This is a genomic window from Corynebacterium sp. CCUG 71335 (assembly GCF_024454075.1).
Lineage (GTDB): Bacteria > Actinomycetota > Actinomycetes > Mycobacteriales > Mycobacteriaceae > Corynebacterium > Corynebacterium genitalium.
This window is the reverse complement of record NZ_JAGPYY010000002.1, coordinates 193,429-213,391: the sequence shown is the minus strand read 5'-3', so window position 1 is coordinate 213,391 and position 19,963 is coordinate 193,429. Positions and strand designations below refer to the sequence as shown.

General features: G+C 62.1%; 18 protein-coding genes. 10 read left to right on the top strand and 8 right to left on the bottom strand.

The annotated features are described in order from the left end of the window. Positions 1–15: 15 nt before the first annotated feature. Entirely contained in the window at positions 16–963 is a 948-nt protein-coding gene (locus tag KBX19_RS02535; protein WP_005287805.1) for an acryloyl-CoA reductase, read from the top strand. Between the two features lie 107 nt (positions 964–1,070). Here KBX19_RS02535 and KBX19_RS02530 read toward each other — a convergent pair whose 3' ends face one another. The 7 genes from KBX19_RS02530 to KBX19_RS02500 form a co-directional block, all read right to left on the bottom strand. Further along, entirely contained in the window at positions 1,071–1,754 is a 684-nt protein-coding gene (locus KBX19_RS02530) for a DUF3800 domain-containing protein (protein ID WP_005287803.1), read from the bottom strand. Next, on the bottom strand, positions 1,754–2,290 hold the full coding sequence (locus KBX19_RS02525; protein WP_005287799.1) for a VanZ family protein: 537 nt from the start codon (positions 2,288–2,290) through the stop codon (positions 1,754–1,756). Before KBX19_RS02525 ends, KBX19_RS02530 begins: the two co-directional genes overlap by 1 nt. Then, positions 2,287–5,133 (bottom strand): leucine--tRNA ligase, encoded by a 2,847-nt coding sequence (gene leuS / locus KBX19_RS02520; RefSeq protein WP_255997253.1) that lies wholly within the window; start codon positions 5,131–5,133, stop codon positions 2,287–2,289. The genes KBX19_RS02525 and leuS overlap by 4 nt, the downstream gene beginning before the upstream one ends. A gap of 2 nt (positions 5,134–5,135) precedes the next feature. Beyond that, the gene (locus KBX19_RS02515; protein ID WP_255997252.1) at positions 5,136–6,677 is read right to left on the bottom strand and encodes an HNH endonuclease signature motif containing protein; all 1,542 of its coding nucleotides are present in this window, start codon (positions 6,675–6,677) and stop codon (positions 5,136–5,138) included. 137 nt (positions 6,678–6,814) lie between these two features. Next, positions 6,815–7,555 carry a hypothetical protein gene (locus tag KBX19_RS02510; RefSeq protein ID WP_255997251.1) on the bottom strand — a complete coding sequence of 247 codons (741 nt, stop codon included), beginning with the start codon at positions 7,553–7,555 and terminating at the stop codon, positions 6,815–6,817. A gap of 32 nt (positions 7,556–7,587) precedes the next feature. Then, positions 7,588–8,592 (bottom strand): hypothetical protein, encoded by a 1,005-nt coding sequence (locus KBX19_RS02505; RefSeq protein WP_255997250.1) that lies wholly within the window; start codon positions 8,590–8,592, stop codon positions 7,588–7,590. A gap of 72 nt (positions 8,593–8,664) precedes the next feature. Continuing rightward, positions 8,665–9,873, bottom strand: coding sequence for a dicarboxylate/amino acid:cation symporter (locus KBX19_RS02500; RefSeq protein ID WP_255997248.1), 1,209 nt, complete (start codon positions 9,871–9,873; stop codon positions 8,665–8,667). A 61-nt stretch (positions 9,874–9,934) separates the two neighbouring features. Between KBX19_RS02500 and KBX19_RS02495 the strand changes: the two genes are divergently transcribed. From KBX19_RS02495 to KBX19_RS02455, 9 genes are all read left to right on the top strand, one after another. Beyond that, a complete protein-coding gene (locus tag KBX19_RS02495; RefSeq protein WP_255997247.1) occupies positions 9,935–10,363 on the top strand; it encodes an SdpI family protein in 429 nt (142 codons plus the stop codon). Positions 10,364–11,067: 704 nt separating this feature from the next. Next, positions 11,068–12,570: an anthranilate synthase component 1 gene (locus KBX19_RS02490; protein WP_255997246.1), complete on the top strand. Its 1,503-nt coding sequence runs from the start codon at positions 11,068–11,070 to the stop codon at positions 12,568–12,570. Continuing rightward, positions 12,567–13,208 (top strand): gamma-glutamyl-gamma-aminobutyrate hydrolase family protein, encoded by a 642-nt coding sequence (locus KBX19_RS02485; RefSeq protein ID WP_255994620.1) that lies wholly within the window; start codon positions 12,567–12,569, stop codon positions 13,206–13,208. Before KBX19_RS02490 ends, KBX19_RS02485 begins: the two co-directional genes overlap by 4 nt. Continuing rightward, entirely contained in the window at positions 13,201–14,229 is a 1,029-nt protein-coding gene (trpD, locus tag KBX19_RS02480) for an anthranilate phosphoribosyltransferase (protein WP_255994621.1), read from the top strand. The genes KBX19_RS02485 and trpD overlap by 8 nt, the downstream gene beginning before the upstream one ends. Next, positions 14,219–15,652, top strand: a complete 1,434-nt coding sequence (trpCF, locus tag KBX19_RS02475; RefSeq protein WP_005287768.1) for a bifunctional indole-3-glycerol-phosphate synthase TrpC/phosphoribosylanthranilate isomerase TrpF — start codon at positions 14,219–14,221, stop codon at positions 15,650–15,652. Before trpD ends, trpCF begins: the two co-directional genes overlap by 11 nt. 28 nt (positions 15,653–15,680) lie before the next feature. Next, positions 15,681–16,922, top strand: a complete 1,242-nt coding sequence (gene trpB / locus KBX19_RS02470) for a tryptophan synthase subunit beta (RefSeq protein ID WP_255994622.1) — start codon at positions 15,681–15,683, stop codon at positions 16,920–16,922. 2 nt (positions 16,923–16,924) lie between these two features. Further along, positions 16,925–17,767: a tryptophan synthase subunit alpha gene (trpA, locus tag KBX19_RS02465; protein WP_005287761.1), complete on the top strand. Its 843-nt coding sequence runs from the start codon at positions 16,925–16,927 to the stop codon at positions 17,765–17,767. Beyond that, positions 17,764–18,153 carry a Rieske (2Fe-2S) protein gene (locus tag KBX19_RS02460; protein WP_005287758.1) on the top strand — a complete coding sequence of 130 codons (390 nt, stop codon included), beginning with the start codon at positions 17,764–17,766 and terminating at the stop codon, positions 18,151–18,153. The genes trpA and KBX19_RS02460 overlap by 4 nt, the downstream gene beginning before the upstream one ends. Next, on the top strand, positions 18,153–18,458 hold the full coding sequence (locus KBX19_RS02455; protein ID WP_005287756.1) for a hypothetical protein: 306 nt from the start codon (positions 18,153–18,155) through the stop codon (positions 18,456–18,458). Before KBX19_RS02460 ends, KBX19_RS02455 begins: the two co-directional genes overlap by 1 nt. A gap of 8 nt (positions 18,459–18,466) precedes the next feature. Here KBX19_RS02455 and KBX19_RS02450 read toward each other — a convergent pair whose 3' ends face one another. Beyond that, entirely contained in the window at positions 18,467–19,945 is a 1,479-nt protein-coding gene (locus tag KBX19_RS02450; RefSeq protein ID WP_255997245.1) for an HNH endonuclease signature motif containing protein, read from the bottom strand. Between the last annotated feature and the right edge of the window lie 18 nt (positions 19,946–19,963).

Here is a 19,963-nt window from a genome sequence, read left to right as displayed (position 1 = left end):
GCTACCCTGGGGCGCATGAGCACTCTTCTCATTACTGACAATGGCCCCGAAATCGTCGACACCACCCCCGAGCATGCAGGGGAGGGCGACACGCTGCTCACCGTGTCCCACTCTTCCGTCAATTACAAGGACGGCATGGCGCTCGCGGGCGACAAAGCCATCGTGCGCGAGCTACCCATCGTTCCGGGCATCGACGCAGTGGGCACGCTTGACGACGGCTCCCTGGTCACCGTCAACGGCTGGGGCATTGGCGAGAAGCGCAACGGCGGCTACACCGAGCAGCTGCGTATCGACGCCGACAAGATCACCCGCGTGCCTGAGCGTTTCGACGCGTGGACCGCCGCCGCCATCGGCACCGCCGGCTACACCGCCGCGCTGTCCGTTGTGGCCTACGAGCGTTTCTCCGCCCACAACAACCCGTCCGGCCCGGTCCTTGTCACGGGGGCGACCGGCGGTGTTGGCTCCATCGCCATTCAGCTCCTAGCCTCACGCGGACACGAGGTCGTCGCGGCTACCGGGCGTGTCGACGAGTACGGCGATTACCTCCGCGGCCTCGGCGCCGCTGACATCATCGACCGCTTTGAGCTCTCTGAGCAGGGCAAACCTCTGCAGAAGGCACGCTTTGCGGGTGCGATCGACTCTGTCGGGTCCACACCGTTGGCCAATGTTCTCGCTCAGACCAAGTGGGGCGGCGTTGTCACTGCCTGCGGCCTGGCAGCCGGCGCGGACCTGGAGACGACGGTCATGCCGTTCATTCTCCGCGGAGTGAACCTTGTCGGCATCAACTCCGTTGACTCCCCATCCGAGCACCGCGAGGAAGCCTGGAACCTGCTTGCGGAGTCCCTCGACACCGACAAGCTGGCCACCTACACCGAGACCGTTGATCTCGAAGGAGCTATCCAGGCTGGTGCTGACCTGTTGGAGGGTAACGCCCGCCACGGCCGTACCGTTGTGAAGATCTAAATCAGCATGGACTCGGGCCTAAAGGCGAGTTAAACTGATCACAAAGGTTCCACCCCGCTAAGAAGAGCCCCTCGGCTCTCCGTCTTGGACGGTAGGCGGGGTGGTCGCTACTTTGTGGGTCTCCGCCAGTACACGCGGTCTCCCTTCTGGAATAGATTGAAGTCATCCCAGTGGACGGCCTCTTTAAGGCGATCTTCCGTGGCAGAATCCTGACGCTCTAACGTTCGGTATGCAGCCCAGGAGAAGTAGTCCGCGATCTGCCCGTTCAGATCCTGCTTGACTGGGTGGAAAAGCACCCTGTACTTCACCCCAAGTTCGCCCAGGATCGGCTTGATTTTCTTCAAGAATGCGTTGCGTTTCTTACCCGTGAGCACCGAATCGAAGATCATGATTACTTGCTGATCCCCGTCATCCACTAAGGCTTTGCCCACCCAGCGCCCCATAGCTGCGCCGAAGAGGCGAAATAACTCGATCTCATTCTGAAGATTAGGAGCAGCAAAAGCCTTATTGATCCACACAGTGTGGACCCGTAGACCGTCAAGCCCACAAATCGTATCGACGACCCGCTTCCTTGTCCCTTTAGTGTTCTCCGTCGCGTGGAATTCTAGATCTTCGCTTCCCTCAGCCATCAGGTCATACTTCAATCGCTGCATGACAGACGCGGTGTAGACCGGATCACGCAGGCATACCGCGGACAACACGAAATGCTGCGAAGCCTTAGGGCCGAACTGCATATCCCCCGACTCGTCAATGAAAACGAAAAGAGTCGATGTGCTCGTACCTGAATCCATCAAACCTGCTTAATTTTCTCCGGATCTCCAAAGCTCTCACCGGCGAGGACGAGGGAGATGAACAGGAAAACGACACCGTACGCGAGACCGATCCAGACCTTGTGCAGCCGTGGGCCGAACCACTGGGCGATCTTCGCGCCGATGAACGCGCCGAGGGTGTTCATGAGGAAGTCATCAATATCGGAGTACCCTAGCCCGAAAACGTACTGCGACACCTCGATGAGCAGGCTGAACCCGGCACCGAAGAGAGTCGCGGTGAGCACCGGTCGGCGTGCACGTTCAAAAAGAATGAATGCGAGCACGCCAACCGGGACGAAGAACGCGATATTGCCTCCGTATCCGAAGAGCGGCCCGAACCACGATTTCGCCTCAACCAGGTCCGAGAAGGGGACAAGCGAGACGCCCCTCCGCATCTGGTTCGCGGGATCCCAGAGGTACCCAATCCGAAAGAACGCCTTGAGCATGGTCAACGCAATGACCACGCCCGAATACGCTGCGAGCGCTCCGGCCGCTGCCCGGCGGCTTGTCACCGTCATTTCACCACGAGGTTGACCATTCGTCCTGGGACGACGATGGTTTTGACCACGTTCTTGCCGTCGATAAGCGATGCGACGCGCTCGTCCGCAACCGCGATCGCCTCGATGTCGTCCTTGGAGGCGTCGGTGGGGACGTCGACACGCGCGCGGACCTTGCCGTTGATCTGGACGGGGATCTCGACGGTGTCGTCGGTCAGCAAGCTCTCGTCGAATGTGGGGAAGGACTCGAACGTGATCGTGCCGGAGTGGCCGAGACGCGCCCACAGCTCTTCGGCGATGTGCGGCGCGAGCGGGGAGACCATCTGCACGAGCGGCTCCACCGTTTCACGTGAAACATTCGCACCGGATTTCTCGCGCGCCTTGGTCAGGTAGTTGACGTACTCGATGAGCTTCGCCACGACCGTGTTGTCGCGCAGGTTCGCGTAGTCGTCGCGGACACCGGCGATCGTGCGGTTGAGCTGTTTCGCGTCTTCGTCGGTCATGGGCTCATCGAAGACATCGACCTCACCGGTCTCTTCATCGACCACGAGTCGCCACAGGCGCTGCAGGAAGCGGTGCGAACCTACGACATCCTTCGTCGCCCACGGGCGGGAGGTGTCCAGCGGACCCATCGACATCTCATAAACACGCAGCGTATCGGCACCGAAATCGCGCGCGATCTCATCGGGAGCCACGGCATTCTTGAGGGACTTGCCCATCTTGCCGTACTCCTGCTTGACCTCTTCGCCCTGGTAGAAGAACTTTCCGTCCTTCTCCTCAACCTCAGCAGCCGGCACGTACACGCCACGTGAATCCGTGTAGGCGTAGGCCTGGATGTAGCCCTGGTTGTACAGGCGGCGGTACGGCTCCTTGGAGGTCACGTGGCCCAGGTCGTAGAGCACCTTGTGCCAGAAACGCGAGTACAGCAGGTGCAACACGGCGTGCTCAACACCGCCGACGTAGAGGTCCACACCACCCGGATCATTCTCACCGTGCTTGGACGGCTGCGGTCCGGCCCAGTAGCGCTCGTTCTCGATGTCGCACAGCGCCTCATCGTTCGTCGGGTCGATGTAGCGCAGCTGGTACCAGGACGACCCCGCCCACTGCGGCATGACGTTCGTGTCGCGAGTGTACTTCTGAGGGCCATTCCCAAGATCGAGCTCGACCTCGACCCACTCGGTCGCCTTCGCCAGTGGGGGAGAAGGCTCCGAATCAGCGTCATCCGGATCGAAGGAGACCGGGTTGTAATCCTCCACGTCCGGAAGCTCGACCGGCAGCATCGACTCCGGCAGCGCGTGCGCGACACCATTGTCGTCGTACACGATCGGGAACGGCTCACCCCAGTAGCGCTGACGAGCGAACAGCCAGTCACGCAACTTGTACTGGATGCGCTCAACACCAGAGCCCTGCTCAACCAACCAATCGATCGCCCTCTCAATCGACTCCGCCTTGCCCAAGCCGTTGAGGTCCAGCCCGGACTCATTGGCGGAGTTGATGTGCGGGCCGTCCTCGGTGAACGCAGCCTCCTCGATATTGCCGCCCTCGAGAACTGGGATGATCGGCAGGCCGAAGACGGTGGCGAATTCATAGTCGCGTTCATCGTGGGCCGGCACCGCCATGATGGCGCCGGTGCCGTAACCGGTGAGAACGTAATCCGCGATGAACACCGGCACCTGCTCGCCGTTGACCGGGTTCAGGGCATAGGAACCAAGGAAGACACCCGTCTTCTCTTTGTTCTCCTGTCGCTCCACGTCGGACTTCGCGGCGATGGCGCGCTTGTACGCTGCGACAGCCTCTGCAGGGGTTTGCTCTCCGTACGTCCAGCGGGAGTCCACGTTTGCGGGGTAGGAATTGGCCGTCAGTGCGTCGACAAGCTCATGCTCGGGTGCCAGCACCATGTACGTCGCACCGAACAGCGTGTCGGGGCGGGTGGTGAACACCTCCAGCGGGCCAGCCTCAGACTGGAACGCGACCTCCGCACCGCGCGAACGACCGATCCAGTTGCGCTGCATCGCCTTGACCTTGTCGGGCCAATCCAACAGCTCAAGGTCATCGAGCAGGCGGTCCGAGTACGCGGTGATGCGCATCATCCACTGGCGCAGGCGCTTACGGAACACCGGGTAGTTGCCGCGCTCCGATCGGCCCTCGGCCGTGACCTCTTCGTTCGCCAGCACCGTGCCCAAGCCGGGGCACCAGTTCACCATCGAATCAGACAGGTACACCAGGCGGAACTCATCTACTGCCTTTTGCTTTTCGACGTCATCCAGCCCGTTGTAATCATGCCCATCCTTAGTGGTGCGCTTCCCGGAGGTGAGTTCGTCGATAAGCTCCGCGATGGGGCGTGCTTTCTGCTGATCTTCGTCGAACCATGAATTGAAGATTTGCAGGAAGATCCACTGCGTCCAGCGGTAGAACTCTGGATCGGTCGTGGCGACAGAGCGACGGCGATCGTGGCCGAGACCCAGCGCGTCCAGCTGACGGGTCATGTTCTCGATATTCGCCATCGTGGTCGTGCGCGGGTGCGTGCCCGTCTGAATGGCGTACTGCTCCGCGGGCAGCCCGAAGGAGTCATAGCCCAGGGTGTGCAGGACGTTTTTGCCCAGCATGCGGTTATAGCGCGCGAACACGTCCGTGGCGATGTACCCCAGCGGGTGGCCGACGTGTAGACCGGCGCCTGAGGGGTAGGGGAACATGTCCTGGACGTTGAGCTTGTCTGCGGGAAGTTCGCTACCGTCAGCGAGGGGGCCGACTGGGTTCGGGGCGTTGAATGTCCCGTTGTCGATCCAGTACTTTTGCCACTTTTGTTCAATGTCGTTGGCAAGGCCCGCTGTGTAGCGGAACGCCGGTCCAGTCGCGCTAGTCATGGTTAGTCAGTGTAATAGGCGGCCTCCGTCTCTTCAGGCATCGTGTAGGCCTCCGGGTCAGGTGCATCAAGTTCATCATCTGGGATCCACCTCGGGGGCACGGGGTCGAAGGGGAACTTCAGGTCATACTGGGCCGCCAACTTCTCCAAATCTGCTTGGCACTGGCGGTATGCGGACCACGCAGCTTCCCGCTCCGCACCGAGATAGGGGTCATACGCCACCACCTTGTTTTCGTAACCGTCAAGAATGGTGTGACTTTTTGCGTGAAAGTGGGTCGCCTTCTTCCTCAACCGTTCTACGTCGTCGAGCGTGCGGCGCCACCGCGGGTTGGTGGGGGTGAGGTTCGCCCCGGTAATGGAATCGGGGTCGATCCGCTGAAACGTTCCGTCGTCGTAAAGCCAAATGATCTCGCCGGTCAGCGCGTCTTGGACATAGAAGGCACCGCGATCGGTTTTGCAGTTGTGGTGGTGTTGGCACAGACAGAAGAGATTGCTCGCGGTGGTGGGGCCGCCTTCGTCCGAGGGGATCCGGTGGTCAAGCTGGCAGTTCGTCGCGGGCTGTGTGCATCCCGGGAAGATGCAGGTTCCGTCGCGCCCGCGGACAAACGCAGCCATATCCGCCGGTGCATCATGGCCCGCCACGACTTTCGTGGCTCCTGCGTCGAGGTCGATCACAGTTGTACCGAACTTTTCGGCCAAAAGATGAAGCATCGCGCCTCCCGACGCCCCCGTGTACCCGAACCCCGGAATAAAGGAGGCCGAGGACTCGTCCACGCCGCCATCAGCACCTTTCGGCGTGTACGCGTAAATCGTCGCTGTCGCGGCTGGGGTGATGTCACCGGTGAGCAGCTTGATTGCGGCCTCTGCTTGGGTGACCTTCTCTTTCCGTGCTGCTTCATTTATGTTGGAGCGGAGTGCTGCAATGGAGGCGTTGTCAGCGGAGAGCGTCATCCATGCTTCATCGGACCCAGCTGCTCCGGGCCCGAAGTCGATCTGAGGAGCGCCCGGCGTGGTGCGCTTTCGGTTCTTTTTCTTCGCCAGGTCGAATGCGGCCTCGGTGTCAAAGTCACCGATCATCTTGTTCAGCCGCAACGTGATGGTGTTGCGTGCCGGTAGCGCTTGCCGCGTCTTGACGGGCGTGAACATCTCCACAAGTGCATCGTCGAAGGCTTCGTACGCCTCGGCCGGGGCATCAGGTCCCAAGCATCCGATCGCGGCGGCTACAGCGGATAAGCGGTCCAGATCCAACCGCGCCGTTGCGAGTTGCATCTCTCGTAGACGGGGCAAGCGGCGCAGCGTCTGATACGCGTAGATCCCTTCTTCCGCCGCCCGCTTGTTGATCCCGGCCAGTTGGCTTAGACGAGCCGTCTCACGGTCGTGGTCACGGTTGCCGAGGATCTCTCCACCCTCGACTTCAGACGGGTCAAAGCAATACTGCTTGAAGATCTTGAGTTGACCAGCCCGCGCTTCCGCTCCGGCCAGCGCGACGTCATCATCGGGTTTCTCGGTCAGGAAATACGGTTCAGGTCTCGTTCGTCCAGCCATCGTCCCCCCCTGCAGGTGCGTTCAACGTGTATGCGAACATACTTGCATACGGACCCAACAACACCGCTCGAAAGAACCTATCCGTTCGCTTGCATGTTCGAATCGATTGTCAATGAACGCTGGTCAGGGGGACAGTCTTAGAACGGGCGAATATCCACCCGCGCGAGAATCGCGTTGGTGCCCAAGCTTTCCTGGAGAGCGGCGTTGATAGCGTCGTCAGGCGCGCTCGTGAAGATGTGTCCCACCCACGCATCTTTGCCCGGGGAGAACCAACCGTCGCCATCCCCGGAGACGTTGAGCGCAGCATCGCGGATCCACAGCGGGCCGATGACGCCAGGGTTGGACAGAACGTCGAAGGGCTCCAACCGTGTGTGAGCGGCTGGGTCGAGTCGCTCGATCGCACCTTGGTACAACGCGGCCACTCGAGGCTCGTTGTCGGACCGCGACAAGAAGTACACGTTGGCCACGCGCATCCCGTCGGCCGGCGCATGGCGCAGTTTCAGCGGCTCGAACCCATCAAGGGTGCTGGGGTAGGGGTCATTATCCTCAAGATCACTGAGGAAGAAATGGTTGGCCAGCTGCTCCGAGGGCTCTTCGTCGTCGTCAATTGCTGGATCAACGCGCACAATCGTGCGCAGCTGGTAGAGGTCCATGCTCTCCGGGTCGCGCTCGCCCTCGTACGCGGCCTCAGTGCGCAAGTTCCACAGCTCGAACGCGCGGTCAGCGTCGGCGCATGGGCGCGGTGCGAGCGAATGCGTGACGACGCTCTCACCCAACCCCTCAACCCTCTCCCGGTAGCGCTGGAACGCGGAATCGACATCCTCCGGTCTGCAAATGAATGTGGTGGTGACAAGGCGGACGTCGGTTTGGCTGGCCATTTTTCTTCCAAGGTTCTTGTGACAAGTGTGCTTTAGAATCTCGACGAACTTCCAGCAGACGAGAATCCGGACGAAGAAACGCCCGGGGTCGTGCTGGAGGACTCCGCCTGCTGCTGGCGTTGGTGTTCCTGGAGGTTCGTTTCGTGCCAGCTGTCCATGATGGCGAAGGTGGTGAACCCGGAGTAAGTGTAGTTCGGCTCATAGATGGCGGGGGAGGGCAGCGGCGTGTACTCCTTGACATCGCTGAACTCTTTCTCGCGAACCTGCTCGAGGAGCAAACGGTAGTCCCCGAGGACGCGGACGAAGTCATCGAGGAACGCCGGGGATGCGGGGTCCCCGTCCAACTCGTCGATCCGGCGCTCCAGCCGCTCCAAGTCCTCCTTCAACCCGGAGTCGGTCGCGGTGTGCTTGGCCTGGATGACATCCTCGCGGAGGTCGGTCAACCCGGCGCGGCGAGTTGCTGGATCGCCCTGTTCAATGTTGAACAGTCTGTTGATGTTGTCCTCCGCCGTGGACACATAGATGATGGACTGCGCAGCTTCGCGGAGCTTTTTCCGATTCTTCAGCGCGTCAGCGTCATCAGAGATCTGCACCTCGCCAATGCCCCCGGGAGCGTTGATCACCTCATGGTTCTTGAGGAACTGGTCACGCACTTCACCGTTACTGACGTGGGGCTTCATCTCGTCGAGGACAGCCGCGTCCCGTTGCCCGTAGTCGATAGCGAGCTCGGCGGCGACATCGTCGCCGTAGTACCCGAAGGCTTGCCGCGGGTTGAGCCCTGCGCCGATGATCATGGTTCCGTCGGCCATGCGGTCGTGGCCGATCTCGTCGGGATGCGTGCTGCGCATGTCCGCCTCATCCTGCTCGGACAACACATCGTCCGGATCGTCGATGAACACTTCCGGGGCGGCACCGACGGAAACGGCGGCGTCGGATTGGGTGGGTACGTCGACCGTCGAAAAGCCGAAGGCTGCACCTGCAGCACCCAGAAGGAGCGCAACTGCGGTAGCGACGGCGGCGCGCTTTGATACGGCCATGACTGCATCGTAATCCGAAAATGAAAAAGGCCGACGTTTCACGTGAAACATCGGCCTCAAGGCGGGGGAGGGCTAGGCGAGCTCTTTGACCTCTTCATCCCTGGACTCAAACTGGCCCTTGGCGAAGCGATCGACCACGAGGGCAATGGCGCCGTCGCCGGTGACGTTTGCGGCGGTACCGAAGGAGTCGATGACGATGTAGGCCGCGATCATGAGGCCGACCATGTTCTCGTCGAAACCAAGCATGGAGGCGAGTAGGCCAGTGGCTGCCATGATGGCGCCACCCGGGACGCCCGGCGCAGCGATCATCATGACGCCCAGCAGGAGGATGAAGCCGAGATAGAGGCCCGGGTTGACATCCATTCCCGCCATGTAGATGACGGCGAAGGCGTAGAGCGCGATCTTCATCATCGACCCGGACAGGTGGATCGTCGCGCACAGCGGCACGACGAAACCGGCGACGTTCTCATCGACTTTGTTGTTCAACGTGGATTTCAGCGTGACCGGAATCGTCGCCGCAGACGAGGAAGTGCCCAGGGCGGTGAAGTACGCGGGCAGCATGTTGCGCAGAGCGGTGAACGGATTGACGCCCGCGACGACTCCGGCGATCAAGTACTGGAGTACCAGCAAGATGACGGTCATGATGACGGACAGCACCAGCACCTTGCCGAAAGCCGCCATGGTGGAGGCCATGTTCTCGTTCATGCCCAAGTTCAAGAACATGCCGAAGATGAAGACCGGGAGCAGCGGAATGACAAAGGACGTGACCACCTTCATGATCACGCGCTCAAGATCCTTGGTGAAGGAGTAGAGAGTGTCGGACTTCACCGCAGTCATAGCCAAGCCCACGCAGAACGACAGGACCAGAGCGGTCATCACTGCGAACGGAGGATCGATCTCCACCTCGAAGAAGGGGGAGAGGGCGCCTTCATCAACGTCTTCAATATCGGTCTGCAACGACTGGCCGCCCAGCAGCCACGGGTACAGGACAGCGGAGACCCCCCAGGCAGTAAGCCCTGAGATCACCGTGGAGCTGTACGCGATACCGGCCGTGATGCCGAGCCACTTACCGGCACCTTGGCCGAGGCTAGCGATCGCGGGCGTGATCAGCGCGAAGATCAGCACTGGAACGAAGAAGCCCAGGAAGTTAGAGAAGAACCCGTTGAAAGTGACAAAAATGCGGGCGAGCCATTCGGGAAAGAAGAAGCTGCAGGCGATGCCGGCCACGATGGCCACGACAATCCAGAACAGCAGCGACCTCGTGATCGACTTTGTGTTCATGCCTTCATTCTCCACCACCCGGACCACGAGAAAAAATCGCGTCCCGGTAAACTATGCAAGCATGTCAGCTGGCGTAATCATCGGAATTCTGCTCATCATCGCGGCCCTCGCCCTCCTCATTCCCGGAGTGCTGGCGACAGTGGGCCGCCTGCCCGGCAACTCGGTCGTCGGGCTGCGCGTGCCAGAGGTCCGCAAGGATGAAGAGGTCTGGGACACCGCGCACAAAGTCGTGGGCCCGTTCCTCATTCTCGCCGGTGTGACACTCGCCTTCGGGGCCGCGTTCTCGTTCATCGCGCACGGGTGGCTGTGGGCCGCTCCGGTTCTGTTGATCATCGCCGCGGTGGTCGCGGTTGCCGTCGGCGGCAATCAGGGCGCGCGTACAGCCCAACTTGTCGACGAAGCCCGCACTCAAACCCCCGAGCCCGAACCCACCCCGAACGTCAACCTCAACGCACTGCGCAATGCCGCTAAGCAAGCCGACGAGAATTAGACGAGTTCCACTCTCCGCGACTCAAGCTCGCGGAGCGCACCGTTGAGCGGCGATCCCGTTAACGGCAGTACAGACAAATCGATCTCAGCCGCTGCTTTAAGAGCTATCTGGTTGGCGCTGTGCGCCGCCTTGAGCGGAAGGCCGATAGAGTCCGCGAATTCGTCCCAGTGCCGCGACCTTGACCATCGACCTCCGTCATCGCCGCCCGGAAATCGAGTTCCTCCAAGTTCCCGCGCAGAAGGGGCGGGGCAACAGGCGGCGCTGTTTCACGTGAAACAACTTGAACGTCACCGGGGAGATCGTTACCGATGGCGAGGAGGAGGGAGAGCTCGTCGTCAAGGGAAGTCTTTATGGCCTTCCAATCCTTCCGAAACTCGGTGTTCTAGCGGCCAGCATGTACCCCGCAGTACCAATTCGGAAATATCTGTCGGAATCTGGCCTGCGCGAGACTAATGCGTCCAAATACACCGGTTTTCCGAAACATCGTTCCGAAACGAGCAATATTCCTAAACCAGTTGCAGCCGGCCCGCCCCTGCCTTAGCCTGAATCTTGTGACTTCCTTCAACGCCCAGAATCAGTGGTGGTGGCGCGCATAGCTGCGCGCCGTAGTCAGTCACCCCTCTCGGCCCGCAAGCTTGACCCTCCAAGCGCAGCGGGCCTTTTTGTATCCAGCACAACCACCACAGCGAGTCAGAAACACCCCCATGAGCACATCCCCTCCACGCGTGACGCATATTGACGTCCGGTACCACGAGGACGCCTCCGTCCTCTTCCAGCACATCGGCGGCACCGAACTGTCGGACACGGTGCTGCTGGAGAGCGCCGACATCACCACGAAGTCGGGGTTGCAGTCGATGGCGGTGCTCGCGGCTTCACTGCGCGTCACGTGTAACGACTACAACGTCGTGGTGGAGCCGCTGAGCCCGGAAGGGGAGAGGATCGCCGCCGACCTGGGCGAACAGTTGGCGGAGTTTGCTAGCGGGGACAACACGTTCACGTTCCCGCCGTCGTCAGCTGACGACGAGCGCGAGCGTCTCACCGCCCCCAGCACCGTCGAGGTTCTGCGCGCGCTGACACAACGCCCGGAGTCGATGCTCGTTGGCGGGTTTGCGTTCGACTATCTGGCCACGTTCGAGACACTGCCTGAGGTAGGGGAGAGCACGAACACCTACCCCGATTTCCAGTTCATTCTCGCGGAGATTGTCCTCACGATTGACCACAGGAATCAGACGGCGAAGCTGACGGGGATGGGGGACGTCGATAAGCAACTGCGGAAGTACGAAGACCTGATTCGCGCCGCCTCCACCGAGAGATCCAAGATCGCCGGCGAAGAGAAAACGCTCACGGTGACGACGAGCTTGGATGACGCGGAATTCCGCCGCGATGTGGACAAGCTGAAGGACAATATCTACAACGGCGACATCTATCAGGTCGTGCCGGCTCGCGCGTTCACGGCGGAGTGCCCGGACGCGTTCGCTGCGTATCAGTGCCTGCGCGAGACGAACCCGTCGCCGTACATGTTCTACGTGCGCGGCTTCGACCGCAACCGCGAGCCGTACGAACTCTTCGGCGCCTCGCCCGAGTCCAACCTGAAGTTCTCTGCACAGACGCGCGAGGTGCAACTCTACCCGATCGCGGGCACACGGCCGCGCGGGGCAACTCACGAACTGGACACGCGCATGGAGCTTGAGCTGCGTACCGACGCGAAGGAGATCGCGGAGCACACCATGCTCGTCGACCTGGCCCGCAACGACATGGCCCGCGTAGCTGAGCCCGGCACCCGCCGCGTGCGCGAGCTGTTGCAAGTGGACCGCTACTCGCGCGTGATGCACCTTGTTTCACGTGTAACGGCGACTCTCGCGCAGGACCTCGACGCGCTCGATGCGTACCGCGCGTCCATGAACATGGGAACACTAACCGGTGCGCCGAAGCTTCGCGCGACGGAGCTCATCCGCGAGATCGAGGGCTCCCGCCGCGGGTCCTACGGTGGCGCTGTCGGGTACCTGCGTGGGGACGGGGAGTTCGACACCTGCATCGTCATCCGCTCTGCCTACGTCCGAGACGGGGTTGCCACCGTCCAAGCCGGCGCTGGCGTCGTCCGCGACTCGAACCCTCAGGCCGAAGCCGATGAGACGCTCCACAAGGCCTATGCCGTCCTCAACGCGATTGGTCTCGCGCAGAACGCCCGATTGGAGGTCATCCGATGAGCAAGCTCGTTCTCCTGGATAATCAGGACTCCTTCGTCTACAACCTGGTCGACGCGCTCTCCGGCTTCGACGCAACGGTCTTCCGCAACACCGTGTCCGTCGACGCGGTGTTGGGCGCCGACCCGGACGTCATCATCCTCTCGCCCGGCCCCGGCTACCCGGCCGACGCTGGGTGCATGATGGAGCTCATCGAACGCGCACTAGGACGCATCCCGATTCTCGGCATTTGCCTCGGCTACCAGGCACTCATCGAGCACTTCGGCGGCACCGTCTCGCCGTGCGGACCCGTCCACGGTGTGTCCATTCCCATGCGGCTCACGGATGACGGGCTGCAGAGTTCGCTTTTCGACGGTCTCGTCATCGACGGCGGACCCGAGCACCTCGAAGAGGGCCGCCTCGTCCCCGTAGCGCGGTACCACTCCCTTGGGACGGTAGATATCCCGGACGGGTTAGTCGCCCTGGCGCGCACGGAAACACAGGTCGGCGACGTCGTCATGGCAGCGGAGTCGGAGGACGGTATGTCGATCGGGCTGCAGTTCCACCCCGAGTCGATTCTTACTCTCGGTGGACCGATCCTGCTGGAACGGTGTGTGAAACAATTGTTGGGCAAATCCAAGAAAGGTGGCAATGATGGCTAGTGACAAGGCATTGGAGACGTTCCGCTCCTTCATCGATAAGAAGGACCCGACCTTGGAGGAGGCTGTAGCCGTCTTCACCCCGTTGACCGTCGGCGACTACGACGATGTGCACATTGCCGCGCTGCTGGCAGCGGTGCGCACCCGCGGCGAGACGTTCGCCGACATTGCCGGTGCCGCCAAGGCCTTCCTCGCGGCCGGCCGTCCGTTCCCGATCACGGGGGAGGGACTCATGGACTCTGCCGGCACGGGTGGCGACGGCAAGAACACCATCAACATCTCCACCGCCGCCTCTCTGGTCGCCGCCGCCGGAGGCATCAAGATGATCAAGTGCGGCAACCGTTCAGTGTCGTCCAAGTCCGGCTCGGCCGACGCGCTCGAAGCGCTGAACATCCCCCTCGACCTCGACCCGGAGCGCGCTGTCCGCCAGTTCGAAGCGTCCAACTTCACCTTCCTGTTCGCCCCTGCGTACAACCCGGCGATCGCGCACGTCCAGCCGGTGCGCAAGTCGCTGGGCATTTCCACGCTGTTCAACACGCTCGGCCCGCTGCTCTCTCCCGGCCGTCCGGAGTACCAGATCATGGGCATCGCTAACCCTGCGCTCGGCCAGACGATCGCGGAGACGATGCGCGAGCTGGGCCGCGGCCGCGCCATGATCGTCCACGGTTCCGGCACAGATGAGATCGCCGTCCACGGACCGACCGAAATCTGGGAGCTCGACCGCCAGGGCAACATCGAGCACTACACCGTCGAACCGTCCGACTTCGGCCTGCCCACCTACACCCTCACCGATCTCGAGGGCGGCAACGGTGACGAGAACGCTGCCGCGATCCGGGCGATCTTCGACGGCACTGCCCCCGATGCTCACCGCGACGCTGTCGCCGCCACCGCAGGCGCCATGTTCTACCTCTATGGGGAAGCCCCAGATTTCAAGGCAGGAACCGAGCGCGCACTGCAGTTGCTTAACGACGGCACCGTCCGCGACTGGCTCTCCACCCACGAAGGTGCAAACTATGCCCTCTGACCTGCAACAACGCGATCCTAGCCAATCTGACGGTCTTCCGACCGTTCTCGAGGGGATTGTAGAGGGTAGAAAACGTCACCTTGACGATATTCGCGGCCGCATCGCTCACGTCGATCCCGCCTCCCTTCCCCGCTCCGAGCGCTCTCTTTACGATTCGCTCGCCCGCCCGGGCGCTCAGTTCATCATGGAGTGCAAGGCGTCCTCGCCCTCGCTCGGTACGATCCGCGCGCATTACGAGCCGGGTGCTATCGCCTCGATCTACTCCCGTTACGCCGCGGGTATTTCCGTACTGTGCGAGCCAGACCGGTTCGGGGGAGACTACGACCATTTGGCCACCGTCGCTTCGACCACGCACCTGCCAGTGCTGTGCAAGGACTTCATCATCGACGAGTGCCAGATCCACGCCGCGCGCTATTTCGGCGCCGACGCGATCCTGCTCATGCTCAGCGTGCTAGACGGCGACACCTACGCCCGCCTCCACGCTGAGGCAGATCGCCTCAACCTTGACGTTCTCACTGAAGTCATCGATGAGGAGGAAGCTGCCCGCGCCACCAAGCTCGGTGCGAAAATCTTCGGCATTAACCACCGAAACCTGCACGATCTCTCGATTGACCTTGGCCGCTCGGCCCGCCTGGCTCCGCTCGCGCCCGAAGGTGCCCTCGTCGTCTCCGAGTCGGGCATCCGTAATGTCGAGACGGTGCGCCAGCTCGGTGGACACTCGGACGGATTCCTCGTAGGATCCCAGCTCACGGGCGAACCAGACATTGACTGGGCTGCCCGCATGCTCGTGTACGGCCCCAATAAGGTCTGCGGCCTTACCTCGTGGTCGGCCGCCCAGGCTGCCCGTGCGGCTGGCGCTGTCTACGGCGGCCTCATTTTCGAGGAAGCATCGCCGCGAAATGTTTCACGTGAAACAGCGGAAGACATCATTTGCCACGAACCCGGTCTGCACTATGTGGCCGTGAGCCGCCGTACCGAGAACTGGGCGGAACTCGTCTTTCCGGGCATCCACGCCGTGCAGATCCATGCGCCTTACCAGGGGAGTGTCGAGGCAGAACTCGACCTGATCGAGCGCGTCCGTACTGAATGCCACTCAATTGACCCGGAGCTTCAGATCTGGCGCGCTGTCTCCATGACGGATGGAAACCCAGAGTGGGCGCAAGGGATCGTCGATAAGCTTGATGCGCTCGTGCTTGACGCTGGCGCCGGTGGCAGCGGAACCACCTTCGACTGGGGCCAGATCCCCGCAGGAATCAAGTCTCGCTCGCTCCTCGCCGGCGGAATCGGCCTGGATAATCTCGAGGATGCGCTGGCTGTGGGCTGCGCGGGGGTCGACCTGAACTCCGGGGTAGAGTGGTCCGGCAAGAAGGATGCGGGCAAGATCCGTCAAGCGTTCACCACAATCAGGAATTTCCATTACTGAGTTTGACTCAATACGAAAGGGAACACCCATGAGCACACTCCTACCCGCGTATTTCGGTGAGTTTGGCGGACAGTTCGTCGCCGAATCGCTGCTCCCGGCGCTGGACCAGCTGGAGCAGGCGTTTGTCGACGCGTGGAACGACGAGGAGTTCATGACCGAGTACCGCGCTCTGCTGCGCGACTACCTCGGCCGCCCGACGCCGCTGACGGAAGCGAAGAACCTCACCGCGGGCAACGACTATGCGCGCATCTTCCTCAAGCGCGAGGACCTCGTTCACGGCGGTGCTCACAAGACCAACCAGGTGATTGGGCAGACCTTGCTGGCGAAGAAGATGGGGAAGACCCGGGTCATCGCCGAAACGGGCGCCGGTCAGCACGGCACCGCGACCGCGCTGGCTGCCGCGCTCATGGATTTGGACTGCACCATCTACATGGGCACGAAGGACATGGAGCGCCAGGCGCCGAATGTGTGGCGTATGCGTCTCATGGGAGCGGAGGTCGTCGGAGTCGACTCTGGTTCTGGCACGCTCAAGGACGCGGTCAACGAGGCACTGCGCGACTGGACCGCAACGTTCCACAACACTCACTACTTGCTGGGCACCGCTGCTGGCCCGCACCCGTTCCCGACGATCGTGCGCGAGTTCCACAAGGTGATCTCGGTGGAGGCGAAGCAGCAGATGCTCGAGCGCACTGGCAAGCTGCCGGATGTGGTCACGGCGTGTGTCGGCGGCGGTTCCAACGCGATCGGCATGTTCGCCGATTTCATTGAGGAAGACGGCGTCGAGCTCGTCGGCGCTGAGCCTGGCGGCGAGGGCATGGATACCGGCCGCCATGGCGCGGCCATCAACGCAGGCACGATCGGCATCCTGCACGGCTCCAAGTCCTACGTCATGCGCGATGAGGACGGCCAGATCACCGACTCCCTGTCCATCTCCGCTGGCCTGGACTACCCGGCTGTCGGCGCGCAGCACTCGCACCTCGCCCAGACGGGCCGCGCGTCCTACATCGCCGTTCCCGACAACGAGGCCGTCGCGGCGTTCCAGATCCTCTCCCGCAAGGAAGGCATCATTCCCGCGCTCGAGTCTTCCCACGCGCTCGCCTACGCTTTACGACGCGCCGACGAAGCCGCCAGCACCCGCACCCCCACAGACATCCTCGTCTCCCTGTCCGGCCGCGGCGACAAGGATGTCACGCATGTGCAGCAGACCCTGGAAGACAACCCGGATCTCGTTGCCGATTTCACCACCGATGCAGCCACGGAGGGCAAATAACCATGTCGCGTTTTGAACAACTCTTCGCTGACCTCGAGGCGAAAAACGAGGGCGCGTTCGTCCCCTTCGTGATGCTCGGCGACCCGAACCCGGAAGATGCCATCGACATCATCTCTGCCGTCATCGAGGGCGGCGCCGACGCACTTGAGCTGGGCGTTCCCTTCTCCGACCCGGTTGCCGACGGCCCGACGATCCAGAACGCGCACCACCGCGCGCTTGTCTCCGGCGCGACCGTGGCCAAGGCGCTCGACCAGCTTCGTGAGGTCCGCCGCCGCTACCCGGACGTGCCGATCAGCATGCTCATGTACTCCAACGTCGCCTACGTCCGCGGGTACGAGCAGTTCTACCGCGAGTTCAAGGAGGCAGGCGCCGACGCCATTTTGCTTCCCGACGTCCCCGTCCGCGAATCCGCACCCTTCGTCGCCGCCGCGACCACGGTTGGTGTTGACCCGGTCTTCATTGCCCCGGCGAGGGCAACCCCGGAGGTTCTCGAGGGCATCGCCGCGAATTCCCGCGGTTATATCTACGGCGCGTCCCGCGACGGTGTGACCGGCACCGAGCGGGAGTCCCAGACCCTCGGTCTGTCCGACGTGGTCAACAACGTGGCGATGTATGGCGGCGCTCCGATCCTGCTGGGCTTCGGCATTTCCGAGCCGCACCACGTGTCCGACGCGATCGCAGCGGGTGCTGCCGGCGCCATCACCGGCTCCGCCATCGCCAAGATCATTGACGAGTGGGTGGGCGGCGACCACGACGAACCCGTCCACATCACCGACATGGATGGCCTCCGCGCCGAGCTGAAGGACTACGTCGCCTCCATGAAGGCAGCTACTGTTAAGGCATGACCGAGAACTCCCAGACCCCCCGTTGCTCACGCCGTCTGTTCCTCGTCGGCTCCGCCACTACCGTCGCGGGCGCGTTCCTCGCCGCGTGCGGCAAGCCCGCCACGGCTGAGATCGCGGCGACGCAGGTTCCGGTGGGGAGCGCTGTGATCGTCGATAAGCTCATCATCGCGCAGCCGACGGAGGGCGAATTCCTCGCGTATTCGACGGTCTGCCCGCACCAGGGAAACCCGATTTCGCAGGTCAATGGCGATACCGTGCGCTGCCCGGCGCACGGGTCCAGCTTCGACATCGCCACCGGAGAGCCTGTCGAGGGCCCGGCCCAATCGGGTATGACCCCCGCGCCCGTCCGCCAAGAAGGCGACACTGTCGTGGCGGGCGGGGAATAATGGCGATCTACGTCCGCACCACCTTGACCGTCCTGGGCGCGGGATCCGTGGTCAACGTTGCTGAACTTGCCGAGCTCAACGACCACGAGTGCCGCATGGTGCGCATGATCGAGCTCACCCCAGACCACGTGATCATGGGCGCATTTATCGACGGCAAGATCGCCGGGCAGGCCAACGAACCCCTCGACACCGTCCCTCACCCGGACACCTACGACCAGTACGAAGGACTCGAGGCGGAAAGACTGCCCGCCGAGGACTTTGAGGGTCTATGGGCCGAAGCGCGGGCGAAGTTCCCGGAGCTTTAGGCGAGAATCTAGAAGGGCGGGGCGTCCTCCACATAATCTTTGGCCGATTCTTTGAGTGTGTCTTTGTGCGCTTCCTTAGGTCGGAACGGGAACTCCCGGCCGAACTCTTTCTCCAAACCGGCGATGGCAGTGAGGCACTCGTCGAGGGTTGTGGTTCCGGCGTCGTAGTCGTCGATAAGCTTGTGCCCGAGCGCGAAAAAACGGGTCTTTTTTCGGTGCAACCGCAAGATGTCTTCTAGCGAGTGCTGCCACTTTGGGGCCGTTGGCGTGACTTGAGAGTGAATGAAGCCTTCGGGGTCGGTGCGCTGGTACGTCCCATCGGGGAAAAGCCAGACAAGCTCGCCGGTCACGGGATCGGGGATGTAATACGCCCTGCGGTCGGTTTTCATGTTGTGGTGGTGCGCGCAGAGGCTGAAAAGGTTCGATGCAGTGGTTTCCCCGCCTAAATCGAAGGGAACGCGGTGGTCGATCTGGCACTTCCAGGCCGACACCGTGCAACCGGGGAAGCGGCACGTGCCGTCGCGGCCGCGGACGTAGGCCTTGATGTCCTCCGGTGGGGAGTAGCTGTTCACGGTGCGGGTGGCGGCATCGTCGAGATTCACAACTTTGACCGAGTTCTTGTCGGCGCTAGACAGCATGTGGTTGAACATCTCTGTGCCGGGCGCTGTGGTCCAGCCGAATCCGGGGAAGTAGGCAGGGGCCGCCGAGTTCAACGAACCATCCTCGGTCAGGGGAGTGTACGCGTAGATCTTGGCCCCGGGAGCTGGGGTGATCTCGCCATTCAGGAGCTTGAGGGCCGCATCGGATTGGGTCAGGCCGTGGGCGCGGGCGGTCTCGTCGATAGATGCTTTGGTGGCGGCGATGGTCGCATTGTCGCCGACCATGGTGAGGCCCGCAGTGCCCGTGCCTGCCATCGCTTCTTGAAAAGAGATCTCGCATTCACCCGGCGGGGGAGGATCCTTCTTCTCGCGCTTTTCCCGCTTCTGCTCGTTGTATGCCACCTTGGAATCGAGCTCTGCGATGAATTCACGCAGACGCCGCGTGATAGTTGTACGAGTAGGGAGGGGCTGATTCATCCGTGCCGGGGTGAATAGGGTGACCAACAGCTCGTCGATAGTGGAATAGACCTCTTCCGTGGCGTTGATACCGAGCTCCGCTATGCGGACGGCAATCGCATCGAGACGATCAATGTCCAGCAGTTTGGTCTCCTTCTGGAGCGCGCGGAGGCGGGGCAGATCCCGCAAACTCATGTAACCCACCACGGCCCTCTCGGCCGGCGCCCGGCGCAGGCCCGTGTACGTGCACAGGCCCGCGATCTCCCGGTCGAAGTCCTTCGAACAGACCGGCCCCTCCTCACCGTCACTGGACGCGTACCTGCCGAACATCGCGTACTCGCCCTCCCGGAACTGCCTCCCCGCTGCGGCGAGTGGATCGCTCGGATTGTCGGTTGCAAAAAAGGCCGACTTCTTCTTGCGCTCCTTCGTCATTGTTCCCCCTTAGCAGTT